Source organism: Pseudomonas sp. GM41(2012), assembly GCF_000282315.2.
Lineage (GTDB): Bacteria > Pseudomonadota > Gammaproteobacteria > Pseudomonadales > Pseudomonadaceae > Aquipseudomonas.
On the sequence record NZ_AKJN02000007.1, the window covers coordinates 974951 to 994832 of the forward strand.

The following is a 19882-nucleotide window of genomic DNA, read 5'->3' on the forward strand; positions in this document are numbered from 1 at the left end:
AGGTTCGCATGTTCAAGCGCAATTCATGGCTGAGCCGCTGCATCACGCCCAAGACCGGTTTGCCGGTGTCGGTGATCTGGAGCGCGAGCGGTCTGGCCTGGGTGTTGTTGGTCGGCCTGTGGGCCGGATTGTCTTACGGCGGCGTGGTGCCGGGCATGTTCCTGCCGACACCGGGCGCGGTGGTCGAGGCCGCTGTGCGCCTGAGCCGCGACGGCACGCTCGGTCTGCATGTGTGGGCCAGCCTCGAAGTGGTCATGGTCGGCTTCATCGTGTCGTCGCTGGTGGCGGTGCCGCTGGGGTTGTTGATGGGCAGCTTTCGCATCGTCCAGGCGTTCCTCGAGCCGATGGTCAATTTCATCCGCTACCTGCCGGTCACTTCGTTCGTGCCGCTGTTCATTTTGTGGATCGGCATCGGTCTGGAGCAGCGGGTTTCGGTGATCATCTTCGGCGTGTTTTTCCAGCAACTGGTGATGATCGCGGACGTGTCCAAAGGCATCTCCAAGGACCTGATCAACGCGTCTTACACCTTGGGTTCGAACCGCCGCGATGCGGTGCTGCATGTGATCGCCCCGGCGTCGTTGCCGGGTGTGCTCGACACCTTGCGCGTTACCATGGGCTGGGCCTGGACTTATCTGGTGGTTGCCGAGCTGGTCGCGGCTTCCAGCGGTCTGGGTTACTTGAGCCTTAAAGCCATGCGCGGCTTTCAGGTTGATGTGATTTTCCTGGCTATCGCGATCATCGGCCTGCTGGGCCTGGTCACCGATCAACTGTTCCGTTTCCTTCGTTTGAGGATCGCCGCATGGGCTCAGTAAGCGCCGTCAACCCTCGTTTCGTCACGCCACAGGCCGCCCCGGCGCACGCCGCGCCACGGCTGCAAGTGGACAAGGTCAGTCTTCGCTATCAAAAGCCCGACGGTGGCGTGTTCACCGCGCTGGATCAGGTGTCGTTCGAAGTGCCGGATCAGCAATTCGCCGTGCTGGTGGGGCCTTCGGGCTGCGGCAAGTCGAGTCTGCTGTATCTCACGGCGGGTTTGAATGAGCCCACGGAAGGCGAAATCTACGTCGGTGGCCAGCAAGTTCAAGGGCCGGGTGCGGATCGCGGCATGGTGTTCCAGAGCTATACGCTGTTCCCGTGGCTGACCGTGCGCCAGAACGTCGAGTTCGGCCTCAAGCGTCGCGGTATGGCAGCCGCCCAGCGCAAGGAGATCGTCGACTACTACGTCAACGAAGTGGGCCTGACCGGGTTTGCCGACAACTACGCCAAGCAGCTGTCCGGCGGCATGATGCAGCGCGTCGCCATTGCTCGGGCGCTGGCCAACGATCCGCAAATCCTGCTGATGGACGAGCCCTTCGGTGCACTCGACAGCCAGACGCGCCTGCAAATGCAGCAGCTGTTGTTGCGGGTCTGGGGCAACAGCAAGAAGACCGTGTTGTTCGTGACCCACGATATCGACGAGGCGATTCTGCTGGGCGACAGGGTCTACGTGATGGGCGCCAGGCCTGGGCGGATCAAGCAGATTCTGGACGTGCCGATCGAACGCCCACGGACCCTGGACATGGTCATGGAGCGCTCGTTCATCGACATGAAGCGCAAGATTTTCGGGCTGCTACATGATGAGCTTGAAGAGGAACATTGAGTTGCACCCAATCCCTGTAGGAGCCGAGCTTGCTCGCGATGAGGCCGGCACATTCAGCATTGATGTTGGCTGACACACCGCCATCGCGAGCAAGCTCAGCTCCTACAGGTTTCAGTGGTTAAGGAGTTGCAGGCAGCAGGAACCGCGCAATCACCGGCAAGTGATCGGAGATCCGCAAGGTATCGTCCTGTCTCACCATCGCCTCGACCCGTTTGATCCGCGGACTGTAGAACAGGTAGTCGACAGTCCGGTCCGGGCCGTTCAAGCCCGGATCATTCGGGTAATGGGTCAACCACCGTGCCCGGTCGATGCCGCTGGCTTCGTTGTTGGTCGGGATCATCGGGTATTTGTCCCACAGCGCATGCAGCGCACTGTCGGCGGAGTAGGGCGAGCGTTGCTCGTCGGGCAGGCGTCGATATTGCCCCAGCGGTAACAGGTTGAAGTCCCCACCGATCAACCACGGCGTGCCGCGGCTTTCGAATTTGTCGAGGACTTTGACCATGGCCGTCACCTGAGACTGCGGCGTTTCGTCGGGCTGGATGACGCGGTCCAGATGGGTGTTGAGCACCGCTATCTGGCCGCCGTCGCTCAACTGCAGATACGTGGCCAACAAGGCATTTTTCGGTTTGAACTGGCGGGTGATGAAATTGGCCGGTGCGACCGGTAATTGCAGGCGTTCGGCGTGTTCGATCTGGTAGCGGCTGAGGGTGGCCAGTTGCCGACCGACGCTGCCAAAAATGTGCGGTTCAGGCACAAAGTCGGCTTTCCAGTCGAAGGCGTGAGCGCTGCACGGATACAGGTCCGCGACTCGCTCCTGAAGCAGCTTGAACTGGTTTTGGTAATCGCTGGCCTTGGCGTCGTCATCGAGCTCCTGCAACAACACGACGTCCGGTTGCTCGTCGCGGATCACCCGCGCCACTTCATCGAGGCTGAAAGCCATGTCTTCGGGCGTGGGTTTTTCGTCATTGCCGGCCGCCAGGTCATTCCAGAACACGTAGCGTTTTCCCGCCAGGTACTGGACGTTCCAGGTCATCACCTTCAGCGCCTGACCGGGCACCAGCGTCGGTGCCTGGGCGTTGCAACTGACCGGTAAGGCTTCCTTGGCTTCGGGTCGCCAGGTCAGGTTGTAGATCAGCAAGGCAATCAGGCCGGTCACGGTCAACAGGCCCAGCAGGGTGTAGCGCAGTAGACGGGTCATGGCTCGGCTTATAGCGTTACAAAAGTTGACCCCGAGCATAACCGAGCGTCGGGTTTAATCCCAAGAGTGAAACGGCCTGCCCAGCAATTAGCCGAAACACACGCCTGTAGCCACAGTCGGTCAAAGCGGCCCGTCAATTTTCTCGGGCACCTTGTCGATCAGCATGAACAAGCGGAACAGCACCACGCTGACGAACAGTTGCAGGAAGCTGTGAGCGCTGTCGATCAGCAGGGAAATCACCGGGTTCTGCGGTTCGGGATAGACCGCCAGGGTCGCGCCCTTGAGCACCCACAACGGGCCCATTACACAGAGAATGCACACCAGGATGCGCAGGAAATGGCCGCGGGTCAGGCGCAGGCTTTCCTTCATTGCCGCCAGCGGTGCCATGCCGCGCAGCACCAGCAAATACTCGCCAAACGCGAGGGTCACCATCAGCCAGATGCCCGGCAGGAAATACAGCGACAGGCCGATCAGGATCAGCAGCGTATTGAGCGCCGTCAGCACGGCAAAACGCGGCCATAGGTAGGCGGACCTCGACAGCAGGTCACGGTTGCGCGGCGATTCGCCACGGCTGCGAGCATCGAGAAACAGGATCAGCGCGGCGGTGTACAGCGGGTAAATCAACAAGCCGACTATCACGCTGATACCGGGAAAGCTGTCGGGCTCCGTGGAGTGGTCGACCACTTGTTGCAACAGCGCCTCCAGAATCACCAGCGGCAGGCACAGCCGCACGATCTGGCCCAGATTGCGCTTGAAGAAATACAGTGAGTCACGCAGTACATCGAACGAATTCATCAGTCGGTATCGCAGGTTGGAAGCAGTGGCCCACTTTAACCGATGAAGCGCTTTGGGGCGCAAACGTAAACGTTCGGTAAAGACCATTGAAACATCCTGTATCAGCCTCCATTACGGATGAGCACCTTATCCACAGTGGATAAGGGTGACGATATTCCCGGCAATCTACGAGGTCGCCATGAACAGCGAAGAACAAACCCTGATCGATGGACTGTTTTCCCGGCTGCAACAGGCCGAAACGGACTCAGCCCCGCGCGACGCCCAGGCCGAGGCGCGGATCAAGGAACACCTGACTCGCCAGCCAGCGGCAGGCTATTTCATGACCCAGGCGATTCTGGTGCAAGAGGCCGCCCTCAAAAGCCTCGACGAACAGAACAAGCAGCTCGCCCAGCAAGTCCAGCAATTGCAGGCCGAACTGCAATCGGCCAAGGCGCAGCCGGCTGCTGCAGCACCGAGCAGCGGTGGCTTCCTGTCGAGCATTTTCGGTGGCGGTTCCCGTGATCCGCAGCCAGCGCCCACCCAAAGTCCACCCGCATCGGGCGGTGGCGGCTGGCGTGAACCGGCGCGGCCGTCGTTCAACTCGCAGCCGCCACAACAGAACTTCGGTGCGGCGCCGCCTCAGCAGAATTACGCCCCGCAACAGCCTGCCGGCAGTGGTTTCCTCGGTGGTGCACTGAAAACCGCCGCCGGTGTGGCCGGTGGTGTGATGCTGGCGCAAGGCATCAGCAGCCTGTTTCATCACAATCAGCAGCCGGAAGTGGTTGAAGTGATCAAGGAAGAACCGGCTCAGGTCAATGATCAGAGCGGCGATAACGGCTGGAGAGATGATCAGCGCGTGGCTGACAACTCCAGTGATCAGGGCGGCTTTACCGACGCCGACTACAGCGATGACAGCTCATCGTTCTTCGGCGGCGACGACGATTCCTTCGTCTGATTCATCTGTGGCGAGGGGGCAAGCCCCCTCGCCACACGGCCGATTATTCGCGGAACAATCCTTCAGGCTGGCATACTGGGCAACTTTTCGGGCCTGGTGCCTGATCCTGCCTGCGCTGCGGCGCGCCAACGAGGATGACCGGTGAAAAAAATCGCAGTGTTCGCCGATGTCCAGAACCTCTATTACACCGTGCGTCAGGCCTATGGTTGCCATTTCAACTATGCCGCGCTGTGGGCTGATATCAGCAAACAGGGCGAGATCGTCGAGGCCTATGCCTACGCCATCGATCGTGGCGACAGCAAACAACAGCAATTCCAGCAGATCCTGCGCAACCTCGGCTTCGTCGTGAAGCTCAAGCCCTACATCCAGCGCAGCGATGGCTCGGCCAAAGGCGACTGGGACGTGGGCATCACCCTCGACATCATGGACGCCGCCGATCATGTCGACGAAGTGGTGCTGGCCTCCGGTGACGGTGATTTCGACATGCTGCTGGAGCGCATCATCACCAAGCACGGGGTGCAAGCCGTGGCCTACGGCGTGCCGGGCTTGACGGCCAACTCGCTGATCCGCGCCGCCAGCCGCTACGTGCCGATCGAAGGCGCGTTGTTGCTCAAGAATTGATTTTTACGGAGTTGAAACAGGTTTGGAACGCATAGCAGTCATCGACTTTGAAACCACCGGGATCTCCCCGAGCAGCAGCTGCCGGGCCACGGAAATTGCCGTGGTGATCCTTGAACAGGGGCGCATCGTCGAGCGTTACCAAAGCCTGATGAACGCCGGCGTGCGTGTCCCGGCCTTCATCGAACAACTCACCGGCATCAGCAACGCCATGCTGCGCACCGCGCCATCGGCAGAGCAAGTGATGAACGAAGTCAACGAATTCGTCGGCATCACACCGCTACTGGCGCACAACGCCGCGTTCGACCAGAAGTTCTGGGACTTTGAGCTGGGGCGTATCAAACGCACACGCTTGCAGAACTTTGCCTGCTCGCTGCTACTCGCCCGCCGTTTGATGCCCGCCGCGCCGAACCACAAACTCGGCACCCTCACCACGTTCGCCAACCTGCCTGACACCGGCAAGGCTCACCGGGCCATGGCCGATGCCGAGATGGCGGCCAACCTGACGGCGCATCTGGCACAAGAACTGCGGCATAAGCATGGGTTGCGCGAGTTGTCGCATGATCTGTTGGTGAGCTTGCAAAAAGTGCCAGCGGCGAAGATCAATGAGCATCTCAAGCGACATCGTGGGTTCTAACTGACACACCAAAAATTCCCTGTAGGAGCTGAGCTTGCTCGCGATGACGGTTTAACAGTCAACATTGATGGTGACTGACACGCCGCCATCGCGAGCAAGCTCAGCTCCTACAGGAGAACTATTTACCATTCCCTTCCAGCTGCCCCAGCGGCACGCGCTTCTCTATCGCGCTCGATAGCACAATCGAGGTCTTGCTGAACCCGAACTTGGCAATCCGGTTGATCAACTCTTCCAGCTCCGGCATCGAACCCACCGCCGCTTGCATGATCACGCACGGATCACCCGTCACCCGGTGGCATTCGGTCAGTTGCGGGATTTTGATCAGGTCGTCGTAGGCCTTCTGGTTGCCGTGCTGGTTCAGCCGCAGTTCGATCACGCACTGGATCGGCAGGCCGAGCTTGGCCATGTCGACTTTCGCCTGATAACCGGTGATCACCCCGCAGGCTTCGAGTTTGGCCACGCGCTCGGCCACGGCCGGAGCGGACAGGTTCACTTTGCGCGCCAGGTCGGCGTAGGACGCACGACCGTTTTCCAACAGGGCGCTGAGGAGCATGCGGTCGTATTTGTCCATCGTCGGACTCCTGAAAAATGACTGACTTTCGAAAACACGGTTTATAGCGATGATCTCCGTGTTTTGAAAAGTGTACCGGCGCTATAAACAGGTTTTGTAACTTATTTTAAGCCGCTGGCCTTTCTAGAATAGCTGTTCACTTGTCTTGCCTACGAGCTGCCCCATGCCTGGCTTACGTCGTTTTCCCTTACCGTTGATCGCTGCCTTTTTCGCGTTGTACGTGATTTGGGGCTCGACTTACCTGGTGATTCGCATCGGCGTGGAGTACTGGCCGCCGCTGCTGCTCGCTGGTATCCGCTTCGTGATCGCCGGAACGTTGATGTATGCGTTCCTGCGTTGGCGTGGGGCGCCAGCCCCGACCTGGGCTCAGTGGAAAGCCGCCGGGATCATCGGGATTTTGCTGCTGGCGTGCGGTAACGGCGGGGTGAGCGTGGCCGAACACATGGGCGTCGCCTCGGGTGTGGCTGCGTTGGCGGTGGCGACGGTGCCGCTGTTTACCTTGCTCTGCGGATATTTCTGGGGCGCGCGTAATACCCGTCTCGAATGGGCGGGGATTGTTCTCGGGCTGATCGGCATTGCCATGCTCAATCTCGGCTCCAACTTGCAATCGAGCCCGTTGGGCGCCGCCTTGCTGATATTCGCGGCAGCGTCCTGGGCCTTCGGTTCGGTATGGAGCAAACACTTGCCGCTGCCCCAGGGCGCGATGGCCAGTGCCGTGGAAATGTTGGTCGGCGGTGTAGCGCTGCTGATCGGCAGTGCGCTGAGCGGTGAGCATCTGGAAGCCATGCCGCCGATCGAAGGCTGGGCGGCCCTGGCCTACCTGACCTTCTTCGGCTCGATCATCGCTTTCAACGCTTACATGTACCTGTTGAAAAACGTGCGGCCGGCGGCGGCCACCAGTTATGCCTACGTCAACCCGGCCGTGGCGGTGTTGCTGGGGATCGTGTTTGTCGGCGAGACCATCGGTATAGAGGAAGCATTGGCCATGGCGGTGATTATCAGCGCCGTGGTGTTGATCGGTTTGCCGCAGTGGCACCGGGCTCCGGAACGACCTGTAGCCGTGGTGCAGACAGAATCGAGCGTGAATTAGGGTAAACTGCGCGCCATTGCACGCCCGCTCTGATTTTTCCTACGGTAATCCCATGACTTTCGCCTCCCTTGGCCTGATCGAACCCTTGCTGCGCTCTCTCGAGACGCTCGGCTACCAGACCCCGACGCCGGTTCAGGCGCAAGCCATTCCGGCGGTGCTGGCCGGTCGCGACCTGATGGCCGCCGCCCAGACCGGGACAGGCAAGACCGCCGGCTTCGCGCTGCCGCTCCTGCAATTGCTGGCCATGGAAGGGCCGAAAGTGGCGTCCAACTCGGTGCGCGCACTGATTCTGGTGCCGACCCGCGAATTGGCCGAGCAGGTTCACGAGGCCGTGCGTCAGTACGCCGAGAATCTGCCGTTGAGCACTTACGCGGTGTACGGCGGCGTCAGCATCAACCCGCAAATGATGAAGCTGCGCAAAGGTGTTGACGTGCTGGTGGCGACGCCGGGTCGTTTGCTCGACCTGTATCGCCAGAAGGCCCTCAAGTTCAATCAGCTGCAAACCCTGATCCTGGACGAAGCCGATCGCATGCTTGATCTGGGTTTCTCCGAAGAACTGGGGAACATTTACCGCGTGCTGCCCAAGCAGCGTCAGACGCTGTTGTTCTCCGCGACGTTCTCCGACGCGATCCGCTTGCTGGCCGGGCAAATGCTCAACGATCCGCTGAGCATCGAAGTCAGCCCGCGCAACGTAGCTGCCAACACCGTCAAGCAATGGGTGGTGACGGTGGACAAGAAGCGCAAGCCGGAGCTGTTCATCCACTTACTGCGCAAGGGCAAGTGGAAGCAGGTGCTGGTGTTCGCCAAGACCCGCAATGGCGTGGACGCGCTGGTGGAAAAACTCCAGGGATTGGGCGTCAATGCCGACGGCATCCACGGCGACAAACCGCAGGCAACTCGTCAGCGTGCGCTGGACCGTTTCAAGGCCAGTGAAGTGCAGATTCTTGTGGCCACCGACGTCGCGGCCCGTGGTCTGGATATCGAAGATTTGCCATTGGTGGTCAACTTCGACCTGCCGATCGTGGCTGAGGACTACATCCACCGGATCGGCCGTACCGGTCGTGCGGGTGCAACCGGGCAGGCGATTTCGCTGGTCTGCGCTGATGAAGTGAATCTGCTGTCAGCCATCGAGACGTTGACTCGTCAGACATTGCCTCGCCAGATGGAGCATGACTTCGAGCCTGAGCACCGGGTGCCGGATACCGATGCCAGCGGTCAGGTCGTCAAAAAGCCGAAAAAACCGAAGAAGCCAAAGACCTCCGGTGGCGGTAAACGCAACCTGGGTAAGTGGGTTGAGAGTGGGGATGCTTCGGTGCCGGAGCCTTCGATCAAACCTGTGCGCAAGGTGCCGGTGTTTAATACTGGGCCGCGCAAGAAGAAGCCTTGAATACACGCGGCGTCTGTTAGGCCGCCTTCGCGAGCAAGCCCGCTCCCACACTGGATCTGTGTCGTCCACAAATCCCCTGTGGGAGCGGGCTTGCTCGCGAAGGGATCAACTCGGTTTCAAGCCTTGTGCTTCAACCACTCCACCATCCCCAACCCTGCCGCTCGCCCACTGGCGAAACACGCGGTCAGCAGATAGCCCCCCGTCGGCGCTTCCCAATCCAGCATTTCCCCCGCGCAGAACACGCCCGGCAGTTGCTTGAGCATCAAACGTTCATCCATCGCTTCGAACATCACGCCACCCGCACTGCTGATGGCCTCGTCCAGTGGGCGGGCTTTCACCAGTGTCAGTGGAAGCGCCTTGATCGCTTTAGCCAGCTGCACCGGATCGGCGAAGTATTCGGCTGGAGTGAGTTCGCGCAGCAGAGCCGCTTTCACGCCATCAATGCCGAGCTGACTGTGCAGATGTTTAGCCATGGAACGTGAACCGCGTGGTTTGCTCAGCGCAGCCTGCACTTTATCCACAGGTCTGCCCGGCAACAGGTCCAGGTAAATGGTCGCCGAGGCGTGTTGATTGATGGCTTCGCGGATCGGCGCCGACAAGGCGTAGATCAAACTGCCTTCAATCCCGGTTGCCGTGATCACACATTCCCCGAGTCGCGGCACGTCGTCATTGAGGCCAATGGCGATGTTTTTCAGCGGTGCACCGGCGAATTTGCTGACCATCAACTCGCTCCAGGCCTGCACCTCGAAGCCGCAATTACTCGGTTGCAGCGGCGCGAGTCCTACGCCGTGTTGTTCCAGTGCCAGCATCCAGGCGCCGTCCGAGCCGAGCCGCGACCAGCTGCCGCCGCCGAGGGCCAGCAAGGTGGCGTCAGGTTTGACGGTTTTTTCGCCTTCGGGGCTGTCGATGCGCAATCCACCGCTGTCATCCCAGCCGAGCCAGCGGTGACGGGTGTGGATAACGACGCCGCTGTCTCGCAGGCGTTTGAGCCAGGCACGCAACAGGGGGGCGGCTTTCATGTCTGTAGGGAAGACTCGGCCGGAGCTGCCGACAAAGGTTTCGATGCCCAGGTCATGAATCCATTGGCACAGCGCATCGGCACCGAAGCCACGCAGCAGTGGCGCAATCTGCGGCGCGCGTTCGGCGTAGCGTGAGAGAAATGCCGGGTAGGCTTCGGAATGGGTGATGTTCATGCCACCCACGCCGGCCAGCAGGAATTTTCGCCCCACTGAAGGCATGCCGTCGTACAGATCGACCTTGATCCCGGCCTGGCTCAGCACTTCGGCGGCCATAAGGCCGGCGGGGCCGCCGCCGATGATGGCGACGTGAGGGGGGAGGGAAGTCGAGGGCTGAGTCATGGGATGCGCTGCGGTATGGCGGAATGAAGCCGGGCATTCTACCAGCACCATTACCTGTGGGAGCGAGCCTGCTCGCGATAGCGGTCTGACAGTCACTTCAATTGCTGGATGTGCCTCCGCTATCGCGAGCAGGCTCACTCCCACATGGGCTCTGTTGTGTTTATAAGAGGGTGATCAAAAAACAACCAGCGCTCTGTAGGCTACACAGCACATAGCCTGCAGGACCTTTCACTCAGGTTATCCACAGGCAGTTCCACAGGCATTGTGGGTAAAGACCCACACCTCAATGACAACCTGATGACTGCCAGACTCGTTGCGCGCTGTGATGCAGGATTCCATGACGGCGCGCCAACGCCTTGCGGTCCTTGCTGTAGCCGCCGCCGATGACCCCGACCACCGGAATATCCCGGCCCAGGCAATGGCGCATAACACTTTCGTCTCTGGCGGCGACGCCTTCGTCAGTCAGCTTCAGGTAGCCGAGCGCGTCATCTTTATGCACATCGACGCCGGCGTCGTACAACACCAGGTCAGGTTGGTAAAGCGGCAGCAGATAATTCAGCGCATCGTCCACCACCTTCAGGTAATCGGCATCGCCCATGCCCATGGGCAGTGGAATGTCCCAGTCACTTTCGGCTTTGCGTGCAGGAAAGTTCTTCTCGCAGTGCAGGGAAACGGTCACCGCTTCCGGGGTGTTGTGCAGGATCCGTGCAGTCCCATCGCCCTGATGCACATCGCAGTCGAAGATCAGCACCCGATTCACACGGCCGCTTTCCAGCAGGAAATGGCTGATCACGGCCAGGTCATTGAAGATGCAGAACCCGGCAGGATGGTCATAGTGAGCGTGATGGGTGCCGCCGGCCAAGTGACAGGCCAAACCATGTTCCAGCGCCTGCTCGGCCGCCAGCAGCGAGCCGCCAACCGCCCGTACCGTGCGCCGGGCCAGGGCTTCGCTCCAGGGCAGGCCGAGGCGCCGCTGGTCTTCGCGGGACAACTCGCCGCCCATGTAGCGTTCGATATACGCAGGGTCATGTGCGAGCGCGAGAATCTCTGGCGGGCAGAGGTCGGGGCGCAGGAGATCGGCGTCGCGAGTCAGTCCGCTGTCCACCAGGTGATCGCGCAGCAGGCGAAACTTGTCCATGGGGAAGCGGTGATCCGCCGGGAACTCGGGACTGTAGTCTTCGTGGTAGATCAGGGGCAGGGGCATGACGAATTAACGTAGGAATGAAGGACGGATCCTACCAGCGTTGTAGACTTGCGGCATGGAAAGGGGGAGATGATGGAACCGATACTGGAACTCGAGAGCGCGCGACTGCTGTTACGGCAGTGGAGCGATGAAGATTTGCCGGAGTTTGCGGCGATGTGCGCCGATCCGCAGGTGATGCGATATTTTCCGGCACCTTTAAGTCGTCTGGAAAGTGCCTCGCTGATCGGACGGATTCGTGGCCATTTTGCCGAACATGGCTTCGGTCTCTGGGCGCTGGAGCGCAAGGATACCGGGGCATTTATCGGTTTTACCGGGCTCGCCGTGGTTGGCTTCGACGCACGCTTTACCCCGGCCACCGAAATCGGCTGGCGCCTGGCCCGCGAGCACTGGGGCCTTGGCTACGCCAGTGAAGCGGCGTGGACCGCTCTGCGTTGCGGGTTTGACCGGTTGGCGCTGAAAGAAGTGGTGTCCTTCACCACCGAAACCAACACGCCGTCGCAGAAAGTCATGCAGGCCATCGGCATGCACCATGATTCAGCCGATGATTTCGACCACCCGATGCTCGCGGCCGATCATCCCCTGCGTCACCATGCGCTGTACCGCATCACCCGTGAACAATGGCTGCAAACCTTGCATGGATAAGCCGGCACGGACGTTTACAATGGCTCCCATGGGCCCTGGCCAGAAATTGAATCGACCGTCGCAGCCAAGACTGCGCGGCATGCGTTGTGTGAGGAGAGTCTGAATGAGCCAAGTGTTGGATGATCTGGTTGACCTGCTGACCCTGGAACCGATCGAAGAAAACCTGTTCCGTGGCCGTAGCCAGGACCTGGGTTTTCGTCAGCTGTTCGGTGGTCAGGTGATCGGTCAGTCCCTGTCGGCGGCCAGTCAGACGGTCGAAGAAGCGCGCCATGTGCATTCGATGCACGGCTATTTCCTGCGTCCCGGCGATTCCGCGTTGCCGGTGGTTTATCAGGTTGATCGGGTGCGCGACGGTGGCAGTTTCAGCACGCGCCGGGTGACGGCGATCCAGAAGGGCAACCCGATTTTCACCTGCAGCGCGTCGTTCCAGTACGACGAAGAAGGCTTCCAGCACCAGGCCGAGATGCCGGTTGTGGTCGGCCCGGAGAACCTGCCGTCGGAGCTGGAGCTCACTCAGCAGCGCGCGCACCTGATTCCCGAGCACATGCGCGAAAAATTTCTGTGCCCGAAACCGATCGAGTTCCGACCGATCACCGAGAAAGATCCCTACAACCCGCAGCCGTCCGATCCGATCAAGTACGTCTGGTTTCGCGCCGACGGTGCCTTGGCCGACTCTCCGGCGCTGCATAAATACTTGCTGGCCTACGCCTCGGACTTCGGTCTGCTGACTACGTCGATGCAGCCTCACGGCAAGTCGGTCTGGCAGAAAGACATGCAGGTCGCCAGCCTCGATCACGCACTGTGGTTCCATCAGGATCTACGTGCCGATGATTGGTTGCTGTATGCGATGGACAGCCCTTGGGCGGGCAACTCGCGCGGCTTTTCCCGTGGCAGCGTGTTCAATCGTGCCGGGCAACTGGTGGCGTCGGTCACGCAGGAAGGCCTGATTCGCCACCGCAAGGATTGGGCATGAGCCTGGCCGAGGTGCGGCACTGGGTGTTCGACATGGACGGCACCCTGACGGTGGCCGTGCATGACTTCGCGGCGATCCGCGTGGCGTTGGCGATTCCTGCCGAACACGACATCCTGACCCACCTCGCCACGCTGCCGGCCGATGAAGCCGCCGCCAAACATGCGTGGTTGCTGGAACACGAACGAGACCTGGCACTGGGTTCGAAAGCGGCACCGGGCGCGGTAGAGCTGGTGCGCGAGCTGGCCGGGCGCGGTTATCGCCTGGGCATTCTCACGCGCAATGCGCGCGAACTGGCGCATGTCACGCTAGAGGCGATCGGCCTGGCCGACTGCTTCGCGGTGGAGGATGTACTGGGCCGTGATGAAGCACCGCCAAAACCGCATCCCGGTGGTTTGCTGAAGTTGGCCCAGGCCTGGAATGTCCCGGCCAGTGAGATGGTGATGGTCGGTGACTACCGTTTTGATCTGGATTGCGGTCGGGCGGCAGGGGCGCGGACGGTGTTGGTGAACCTGCCGGATAATCCCTGGCCTGAGTTGACGGATTGGCATGCGGCCGATTGCGTGGCGTTGCGGGAAATGTTGTTCGCTTGAGGGCCTCATCGCGGGCAAGCCTTGCTCCTACAGGTGATGCGTCGCTCTTGTAGGTGCAAGGCTTGCCCGCGATGACGTCAGATCAGGCAATACACAACTCACTGACCAAACAACGCCTTCTGCCCCTGCGGCGAGTTAAACATCCCATCCCCGTCATGCCCGACCCCGGGCACTTCAATCAGTTGCTGACTCAATCCTTGAGGATGCAGCCGCTTCAGATAAGCAAAATAATTGCGCCCGCGAGCCAATCGATTGGCGCCCTGAGCTTGGGCCTCACAGCTTTTATCCAGCGCCGGCTGCTTCGGGTCGCTGTCCTGCTGCCCGAGTAGATAAACGACATCGCGTTTGACGTAGTTTTCCTCCAACTGCTTGGCGTTTTGCCCTTTGGCATAGGCGGGTAAATCCACCAGTCCATATTTCCAGCGATTGAAATTCGGGCAACCGGCGTGTTTGAACGCCACCGGCCGTCGTTCATCGAAGTACGCATAAGACGACGGGTTGGCAATGACGTAACGCACCTGTATGTCGGCCGCCTTGAGCGCTGGCTGATCGTGGCCCAGCAACGCGTATCGCTGCACCACCTGAGCGCCGCCGGAGTGACCGGCGATGACGATTTGCTTCACATCCGGAAACTGTTTTCGATCGCCGATTCGGGCGATGATTTCGTCGAGCGCCGCGTAGGAACTCATGGCAAACGGAGCGCTGGATACACCGCCCTCCATCCAGTCATTGCCCTGCCAACGCAATACGCTGTCGGCCACGGGATGGGCCGCGACGTCGGTTTCATTGAGAAATTGCGGGGCGATCACCAAGGTGCTCGCGGTTTGCCCGGCCTGTTCGGCCGCGTGCACGGCGCTCTGGCGATAGGTATCGGCATTGCGCAATCGACCATGGATGATGATCAGCACGCGTTCGATTTTCGTCGGCGCCGTGCCGATGCCCACCGCGATTTCACCTGCCGTCAGCAGCAGGCGTCCAGAGCTGACCTCTTTGACCGCATGCTCGGCAGCCTGGGCGCTTGCGCAGGTGATCAGTAGAGCTAACAGCCACTTATTCATTTATAGGTTTTTCGCTGCAAAGGTATCGCACTGGCCGACCTGGCCTTGCGCGAAGCCGATTTTGAACCAGCGCACCCTTTGCGCCGACGTACCATGAGTAAACGAGTCCGGCACCACACGACCCTGACCTTGCTGTTGCAAGCGGTCATCGCCGATGGCATTGGCGGCGTTCAAGGCTTCTTCGATGTCACCGGGTTCCAGCCAGTTCAGCCGTTTCTGCGCATTGTTGGCCCAGACTCCGGCCAGGCAATCGGCCTGCAGTTCCTGGCGTACCAGCAAACCGCCGTCGCCTTCCATCTGCCGACCCTGTTGGCGGGCGGTCTGAATCTTCGCCGACACACCGAGCAAGGTCTGCACGTGGTGTCCGATTTCGTGAGCGATCACGTAGGCCTGAGCGAAGTCGCCAGCGGCGGAAAAACGTTGGGACATTTCCTGGAAGAAGCTCATGTCCAGGTAGACCTTCTGGTCCGCCGGGCAATAGAACGGACCGGTCGCCGAACTGGCCAGACCGCAGGCCGAGTTGACGCGGCCGCTGAACAGCACCAGGGTCGGGTCCTTATATTGACGACCGGCCTGTTGGAAAATCTGACCCCAGGTGTCTTCGGTATCGCCGAGGATCGAGCGCACGAACTCGGCTCCTTCATCAGTGGCCGGCGGTGCCTTGCGGGTTTGAGTCGGGGCCGGTGCTGATTGCTCGCTCATCTGCCCGGTTAGTTGCCCGAGGATTTGCAGCGGGTCCTGGCCGGTGATCCAGCCGATCCCGACGATCAAGATAATCGCCGTCAGGCTCAGGCCCTTGCCGCCACCGAAGCGCATCCCGCCACCGCCACTGCCGACATCATCTCCACGGGCATCGACCACGTTGTCGCTGCGTCGGCCTTTTTTCCATAGCATGTGGGAATCCTCTGATTGTCCGTGGGGATGAGTGTTGCTGCTGAGTGGGAGCGGCGCCAGTCCGGTCGTCCATCTTTTGTTGCGCACAGCAGCCGTCCCGGCAACCTGTGGTGGGTGGCCGGGAGTCTTCCAGACTCGTATTGAACACGGACAACCCATCTAATTCCTTCAGTCGACGGGTTTTTATCGAGCAGGCGACCGCCTGCATCGAGGGAATCACTGGTCGAACGCATCCCACACTGGCGCAAAGTCTGGATTGACCTGGCGTTCGTGTTTGGACAAACCGGCGATCAACGCACGGTCTTCGTCATCCAGGTTCACCTCGAGCGCCACCAGGAATTAGTCGATCTCCTGTTCGTAAGCAGTAATGCCTGCGATATGTCGCGCGGCGATGTAGCCAAAGGTCAGCGCCGGACCAAGATTGATGCCGCCGGCGGGGTAGTGCCCGCCCATGATGCTGGCCATGTCGCCGCCTGCTGCGTACAGCCCGGCAATGGCCTCGCCCGATTCGCCGAGAGCCTGGGCGTGTTGATTGACCTTGAGGCCGGCGAAGGTGCCGAAGCAGCCGGGCTGGACCTTCACGGCATAGAATGGGCCTTGTTCGATCGGGGCGACGCAAGGGTTGGGTTGCTGCAACGCATCACCCTGTTTGCGGTTGTAAGGCGTCGAGCCGCGACCGAACAGCGGGTCTTCACCGGTGCGCGCGTGCCGGTTGTATTCGGACACAGTGCGGCGCAAACCATTCGGATCGATGCCGCAGGCCTTGGCCAATTCCTCGATCGTGTTACCGGTTTTCAGATAGCCGCTGCGGACAAAGGACGACAACGGCACTGGAAACGGCCGAGAGATACCCAAGCCATAACGCCGCTGAAAGCCATGGGTGCAGACCAGCCAGGAGGCGACGGCTTCGCCCTTCGGCGCGGCGGCGACCATGGCCGTCACATAGTCGTAGTAGCCATTGGCTTCGTTGACGAAGCGCTGGCCGTTGCTCAACACGCCGATGATCCCCGGTTTGCCGCGCTCGATGATGTGCGGGAAGTGGCCGATGCTGCCGTCCTTGTGTGGCACTTGCGAAACCGGGGCCCAGGCCACGGGCGACGCCATGTTGGTGTCGACCCTGGCGCCGGCGCTTTCACCCAGTCGCAAGCCATCGCCAGCTACGCCGAGGGGCGGCAGCGCCAGGTGTTCGTGCCCGGTTGGCGTACGGGGAAACAATGCCTTGCGCCGCTCGATGTCATTGGCAAATCCGCCAGCTGCCAGCACCACAGCCTTGCGTGTATGGATGCGGATTTTGCCTTTGGCAGTGCTGACCACCGCGCCTCGGACCTGATCGTTTTCGCGCAGCAGCTCGGTAACGGGTGCCGACTCCCAGAGCAATACGCCGAGGTCTTCGGCGGATTTTGCCAACCGAGCCACCAGCGCTACACCGTTGACCAGTTGCATCGCCCGACCATGCACAGCGAGGTCGAGCAGGTGCCGCGAAAAGCGCCGGGTCACGTGCCAAGCTGCGGACAGTGAGCGCGTCAGATTGAGAAAGGCCGAGAGGTCCGCACCTGCCATGATTGGCATGCCCATGAATGACGTTTCCCGCATAGTCTTGCGAAGACGCTTGAGTAGCTTGCCGACTTTTCGCCCGTCATAAGGCGCCGCGATGACCGAACGTCCACCGGTGCCGGCGCCGGGCGTGTCGCCATGAATGTCGGCAATGGCGTTGCCGTCGGCGAATTGCAGTGAGGTGTGCTGCTCGAAGAACGCCACCATCCGCGGCCCGGCTTCGAGGAACGCATCGATCATGGCCGGCTCATAACGCTCGCCCAATTCGTGTTTCAGGTAAGTGCGCGGTTGCTCGACGTCTTCGACGATCCCGGCGCGCTGGGCCAAGGGATTGCACGGCACCCAGGCCCAGCCACCGGACCACGCCGTGGCGCCGCCGAACACCGGATCTTTTTCGACCACGATGACTTTCAAGCCGTGCCACGCGGCTGTCACAGCAGTCGATAACCCAGCCGCACCGGAGCCGACGATCAGCACGTCGCAATCGATATCCGGGAGGTTTTTTGATTCGGCAGGCATCGTCTGAAGCTCCAGCGGTTTGTGTTTTTTGGAATTTGATTCCAGAAAATATAGGAGCGTGATCGGGCTCGGCAACTGTTCAACGGGTAAAGCGGGCGGTTATCGGACAGTGGGTTCCAGATTTCGCATTCGGTCGGTTGTCTTCTAGAATCGGACAAATTTTGTGTGGAACCTCCCATGGCCGGCAGTCAGATCGAACGTGTTTTCAGCGTGCTTGAAAGCCTCACCAGTGATCCTCGTGGCCTGCCGATGCAGACGCTGGCGGAGCAACTGGATATTCCCAAAAGCGCGACTCACCGGTTGCTCGCCGAGCTGATTCGGCTGGGTTACGTGCGACAGAATCCGGAGAACCTGCGGTATCACCTGTCGACCAAACTGGTGGCCATGGGTTTCCGTTACCTGTCGGGCAGCGGCGCCGATATTGTGCAGCCGGTGCTTGATCGCCTCGCCCAGGAAACCGGCGAGCTGGTGCGTCTTGGGGTGATTGAAGGTGAGCGGCAGATCTGGATTGCCAAATCCCAGGGCGCCCGTTCCGGCCTGCGTTACGACCCGGACATGGGCCGCGATGCGCCTTTGTTTTATACCGCGTCGGGGCATGCGTGGCTGGCGTGTATGAGCGATGCCGAGGCGCTGTCCCTGGTTGAGCGGCAGGGTGGCGAGCGGCCGAAGGACCTCGGGCCGAATGCACCGCGCTCCAACATCGAACTGCTGGAACGCCTGCGCCTTGCGCGGGAGCAGGGTTATGCCTGGGTCGAGGAGAGTTCGGCGGTGGGCACCTCGGCGATTGCTGCGGTGGTGCGACATCCGAGTGATGGTCGAGTCATCGGTGTGCTGAGCATCGCCGGGCCGAGCGCGCGGATGCCGGGGGCGCGATTGCATGAGTTGGCGCCGCTGTTGTTGAAGTTTGCCGATGAACTGTCGGCGGCCAGTCTGGCGTCTGAGCTATTCAGCTGACCACTACCCCTGTAGGAGCAAAGCTTGCTCGCGATGCAGGCGCCGCGGAGTCTCAGACAGACCGCGTCATCGTTCATCGCGAGCAAGCTTTGCTCCTACAGAAGCTGTGCGTTGTTCGCACACTTTTGCGGTTTACTTGTGTGAGAATCTGGAACCAGGTTCTAAATTGTTGGAATTCGCCCTTCCAACAATAATCACAAGAGGACCGCACGATGCATTCACCCCTGCGTATTGCCCTGATCGGGGCTGGCAATATGGGCCAGCAGCACTACCAGCATCTGAAGTCGCTGACGGAAGCGACCTTGTGCGCAGTGGCCGATCCGGGTCCGCAAGCAATGGGCCTGGCCGCCGAGTGGGGCGTGGCGTATTTCGCTGATCAACGTCAGATGTTGGAGCAGGTCAAGCCAGACGCGGTGATCGTCGCTAACCCGAACACGCTGCACGTCAGCACCGCACTCGATTGCCTCGCTGTCGGCGTGCCGGTCCTGCTGGAAAAACCGGTGGGCGTGCACAGGGATGAAGTCAGCAAACTGGTCGCCGCTTCTAAAGCCACGGGCGTTCCTGTGCTGGTCGGTCATCATCGCCGCCACAACCCGCTGATCGTCCGCGCCCATGAGCTGGTGCAAAGCGGCGCGTTGGGCCGGCTGACGACGGTGACCGCGCTCTGGCAGTTGCGCAAACCCGACAGCTATTTCGAGACGCCCTGGCGCCGCGAACCCGGCGCGGGAATGTTGCTGACCAACCTGATTCACGACCTCGATCTGCTCCGGCATTTGTGTGGCGAAGTGCGGCAGGTTCAGGCGATCACCAGCAACGCGGTACGCGGGTTTGCCAACGAAGATTGCGCGGCGGTGTTGCTGCAATTCGACAGCGGCGCGCTGGGTAGCCTGACCGGTTCGGATGCGGTCGCGGCACCCTGGAGCTGGGAGCTGGATTCCGGCGAGAACCCGGCGTACCCACGTCAGGCCGATCAGCCGTGTTATCTGCTGGCCGGGACCGGTGGTGCGTTGAGCATTCCGCAACTCAAGCGTTGGCACTACGCCGACACTGATGGGGGATGGCATCAGCCGTTGCTGCCGGTGCAGGAAAGCTTCAGCGCCGATGAAGCGCTGCGTTTGCAGTTGCAGCATTTCGTGCGCGTGGTGCGTCGGGAAGTCGAGCCGTTGGTAAGCGTCGCCGATGCCGCCCGCACGTTGGCGCTGATTGAAGCGATACGCGAGGCCGCCGAAACCGGCCGTGCCTGCGCACCGACCTTGATCGAGGGTTGAGC

General features: G+C 60.8%; 20 protein-coding genes and 1 pseudogene. 12 read left to right on the forward strand and 9 right to left on the reverse strand.

Going from position 1 to position 19882, the window contains the following annotated elements; genetic code table 11:
* Positions 1-8: 8 nt before the first annotated feature.
* Complete coding sequence (locus PMI27_RS10115; protein ID WP_008149230.1) at positions 9-812, forward strand: ABC transporter permease; 804 nt, start codon at positions 9-11, stop codon at positions 810-812.
* Positions 800-1636: an ABC transporter ATP-binding protein gene (locus PMI27_RS10110; RefSeq protein ID WP_008149227.1), complete on the forward strand. Its 837-nt coding sequence runs from the start codon at positions 800-802 to the stop codon at positions 1634-1636. The genes PMI27_RS10115 and PMI27_RS10110 overlap by 13 nt, the downstream gene beginning before the upstream one ends.
* A 118-nt stretch (positions 1637-1754) precedes the next feature.
* Here the strand turns inward: PMI27_RS10110 and PMI27_RS10105 are convergent, their stop codons facing one another.
* Positions 1755-2834 (reverse strand): endonuclease/exonuclease/phosphatase family protein, encoded by a 1080-nt coding sequence (locus PMI27_RS10105; RefSeq protein WP_033053408.1) that lies wholly within the window; start codon positions 2832-2834, stop codon positions 1755-1757.
* Positions 2835-2954: 120 nt separating this feature from the next.
* A complete protein-coding gene (locus PMI27_RS10100) occupies positions 2955-3629 on the reverse strand; it encodes a YciC family protein (protein ID WP_033053449.1) in 675 nt (224 codons plus the stop codon).
* 178 nt (positions 3630-3807) lie between these two features.
* Between PMI27_RS10100 and PMI27_RS10095 the strand changes: the two genes are divergently transcribed.
* The 3 genes from PMI27_RS10095 (at position 3808) to PMI27_RS10085 (ending at position 5818) form a co-directional block, all read left to right on the forward strand.
* On the forward strand, positions 3808-4563 hold the full coding sequence (locus PMI27_RS10095; RefSeq protein ID WP_008149223.1) for a DUF2076 domain-containing protein: 756 nt from the start codon (positions 3808-3810) through the stop codon (positions 4561-4563).
* A 141-nt stretch (positions 4564-4704) separates the two neighbouring features.
* On the forward strand, positions 4705-5184 hold the full coding sequence (locus PMI27_RS10090) for a LabA-like NYN domain-containing protein (RefSeq protein ID WP_008149222.1): 480 nt from the start codon (positions 4705-4707) through the stop codon (positions 5182-5184).
* A gap of 22 nt (positions 5185-5206) precedes the next feature.
* Positions 5207-5818, forward strand: coding sequence for a 3'-5' exonuclease (locus PMI27_RS10085; RefSeq protein WP_008149221.1), 612 nt, complete (start codon positions 5207-5209; stop codon positions 5816-5818).
* 118 nt (positions 5819-5936) lie between these two features.
* On the opposite strand, the gene PMI27_RS10080 is transcribed toward PMI27_RS10085, so the two are convergent.
* Positions 5937-6389, reverse strand: coding sequence for an Lrp/AsnC family transcriptional regulator (locus PMI27_RS10080; protein ID WP_008149219.1), 453 nt, complete (start codon positions 6387-6389; stop codon positions 5937-5939).
* Between the two features lie 163 nt (positions 6390-6552).
* Between PMI27_RS10080 and yedA the strand changes: the two genes are divergently transcribed.
* Both yedA and PMI27_RS10070 read left to right on the forward strand, forming a co-directional pair.
* Positions 6553-7479, forward strand: a complete 927-nt coding sequence (gene yedA / locus PMI27_RS10075; protein WP_008149217.1) for a drug/metabolite exporter YedA — start codon at positions 6553-6555, stop codon at positions 7477-7479.
* 52 nt (positions 7480-7531) lie between these two features.
* Entirely contained in the window at positions 7532-8866 is a 1335-nt protein-coding gene (locus PMI27_RS10070; RefSeq protein ID WP_008149215.1) for a DEAD/DEAH box helicase, read from the forward strand.
* 116 nt (positions 8867-8982) lie between these two features.
* On the opposite strand, the gene PMI27_RS10065 is transcribed toward PMI27_RS10070, so the two are convergent.
* Positions 8983-10224 (reverse strand): TIGR03862 family flavoprotein, encoded by a 1242-nt coding sequence (locus PMI27_RS10065; RefSeq protein ID WP_008149214.1) that lies wholly within the window; start codon positions 10222-10224, stop codon positions 8983-8985.
* Between the two features lie 283 nt (positions 10225-10507).
* The gene (locus tag PMI27_RS10060) at positions 10508-11428 is read right to left on the reverse strand and encodes a histone deacetylase family protein (RefSeq protein WP_008149211.1); all 921 of its coding nucleotides are present in this window, start codon (positions 11426-11428) and stop codon (positions 10508-10510) included.
* 72 nt (positions 11429-11500) lie between these two features.
* Between PMI27_RS10060 and PMI27_RS10055 the strand changes: the two genes are divergently transcribed.
* The 3 genes from PMI27_RS10055 (at position 11501) to PMI27_RS10045 (ending at position 13633) form a co-directional block, all read left to right on the forward strand.
* A complete protein-coding gene (locus PMI27_RS10055; RefSeq protein ID WP_008149208.1) occupies positions 11501-12070 on the forward strand; it encodes a GNAT family N-acetyltransferase in 570 nt (189 codons plus the stop codon).
* Between the two features lie 103 nt (positions 12071-12173).
* On the forward strand, positions 12174-13043 hold the full coding sequence (gene tesB / locus PMI27_RS10050; RefSeq protein WP_008149206.1) for an acyl-CoA thioesterase II: 870 nt from the start codon (positions 12174-12176) through the stop codon (positions 13041-13043).
* Positions 13040-13633 carry an HAD family hydrolase gene (locus PMI27_RS10045; RefSeq protein WP_008149204.1) on the forward strand — a complete coding sequence of 198 codons (594 nt, stop codon included), beginning with the start codon at positions 13040-13042 and terminating at the stop codon, positions 13631-13633. Before tesB ends, PMI27_RS10045 begins: the two co-directional genes overlap by 4 nt.
* 98 nt (positions 13634-13731) lie before the next feature.
* On the opposite strand, the gene PMI27_RS10040 is transcribed toward PMI27_RS10045, so the two are convergent.
* The 4 genes and pseudogenes from PMI27_RS10040 to PMI27_RS10030 form a co-directional block, all read right to left on the reverse strand.
* A complete protein-coding gene (locus tag PMI27_RS10040) occupies positions 13732-14691 on the reverse strand; it encodes an alpha/beta hydrolase (RefSeq protein WP_008149202.1) in 960 nt (319 codons plus the stop codon).
* Positions 14692-15585: a KPN_02809 family neutral zinc metallopeptidase gene (gene ypfJ, locus PMI27_RS10035; RefSeq protein ID WP_008149200.1), complete on the reverse strand. Its 894-nt coding sequence runs from the start codon at positions 15583-15585 to the stop codon at positions 14692-14694.
* A gap of 216 nt (positions 15586-15801) precedes the next feature.
* Positions 15802-15921 (reverse strand): annotated as a pseudogene (locus PMI27_RS32330) (aldo/keto reductase); the annotation flags it as partial.
* A 3-nt stretch (positions 15922-15924) separates the two neighbouring features.
* A complete protein-coding gene (locus tag PMI27_RS10030; RefSeq protein WP_008149198.1) occupies positions 15925-17658 on the reverse strand; it encodes an FAD-dependent oxidoreductase in 1734 nt (577 codons plus the stop codon).
* A gap of 177 nt (positions 17659-17835) precedes the next feature.
* Between PMI27_RS10030 and PMI27_RS10025 the strand changes: the two genes are divergently transcribed.
* Both PMI27_RS10025 and PMI27_RS10020 read left to right on the forward strand, forming a co-directional pair.
* Positions 17836-18612, forward strand: coding sequence for an IclR family transcriptional regulator (locus PMI27_RS10025; protein WP_008149196.1), 777 nt, complete (start codon positions 17836-17838; stop codon positions 18610-18612).
* A gap of 212 nt (positions 18613-18824) precedes the next feature.
* Positions 18825-19880 carry a Gfo/Idh/MocA family protein gene (locus PMI27_RS10020; RefSeq protein ID WP_008149194.1) on the forward strand — a complete coding sequence of 352 codons (1056 nt, stop codon included), beginning with the start codon at positions 18825-18827 and terminating at the stop codon, positions 19878-19880.
* The last annotated feature ends 2 nt before the right edge of the window (positions 19881-19882 follow it).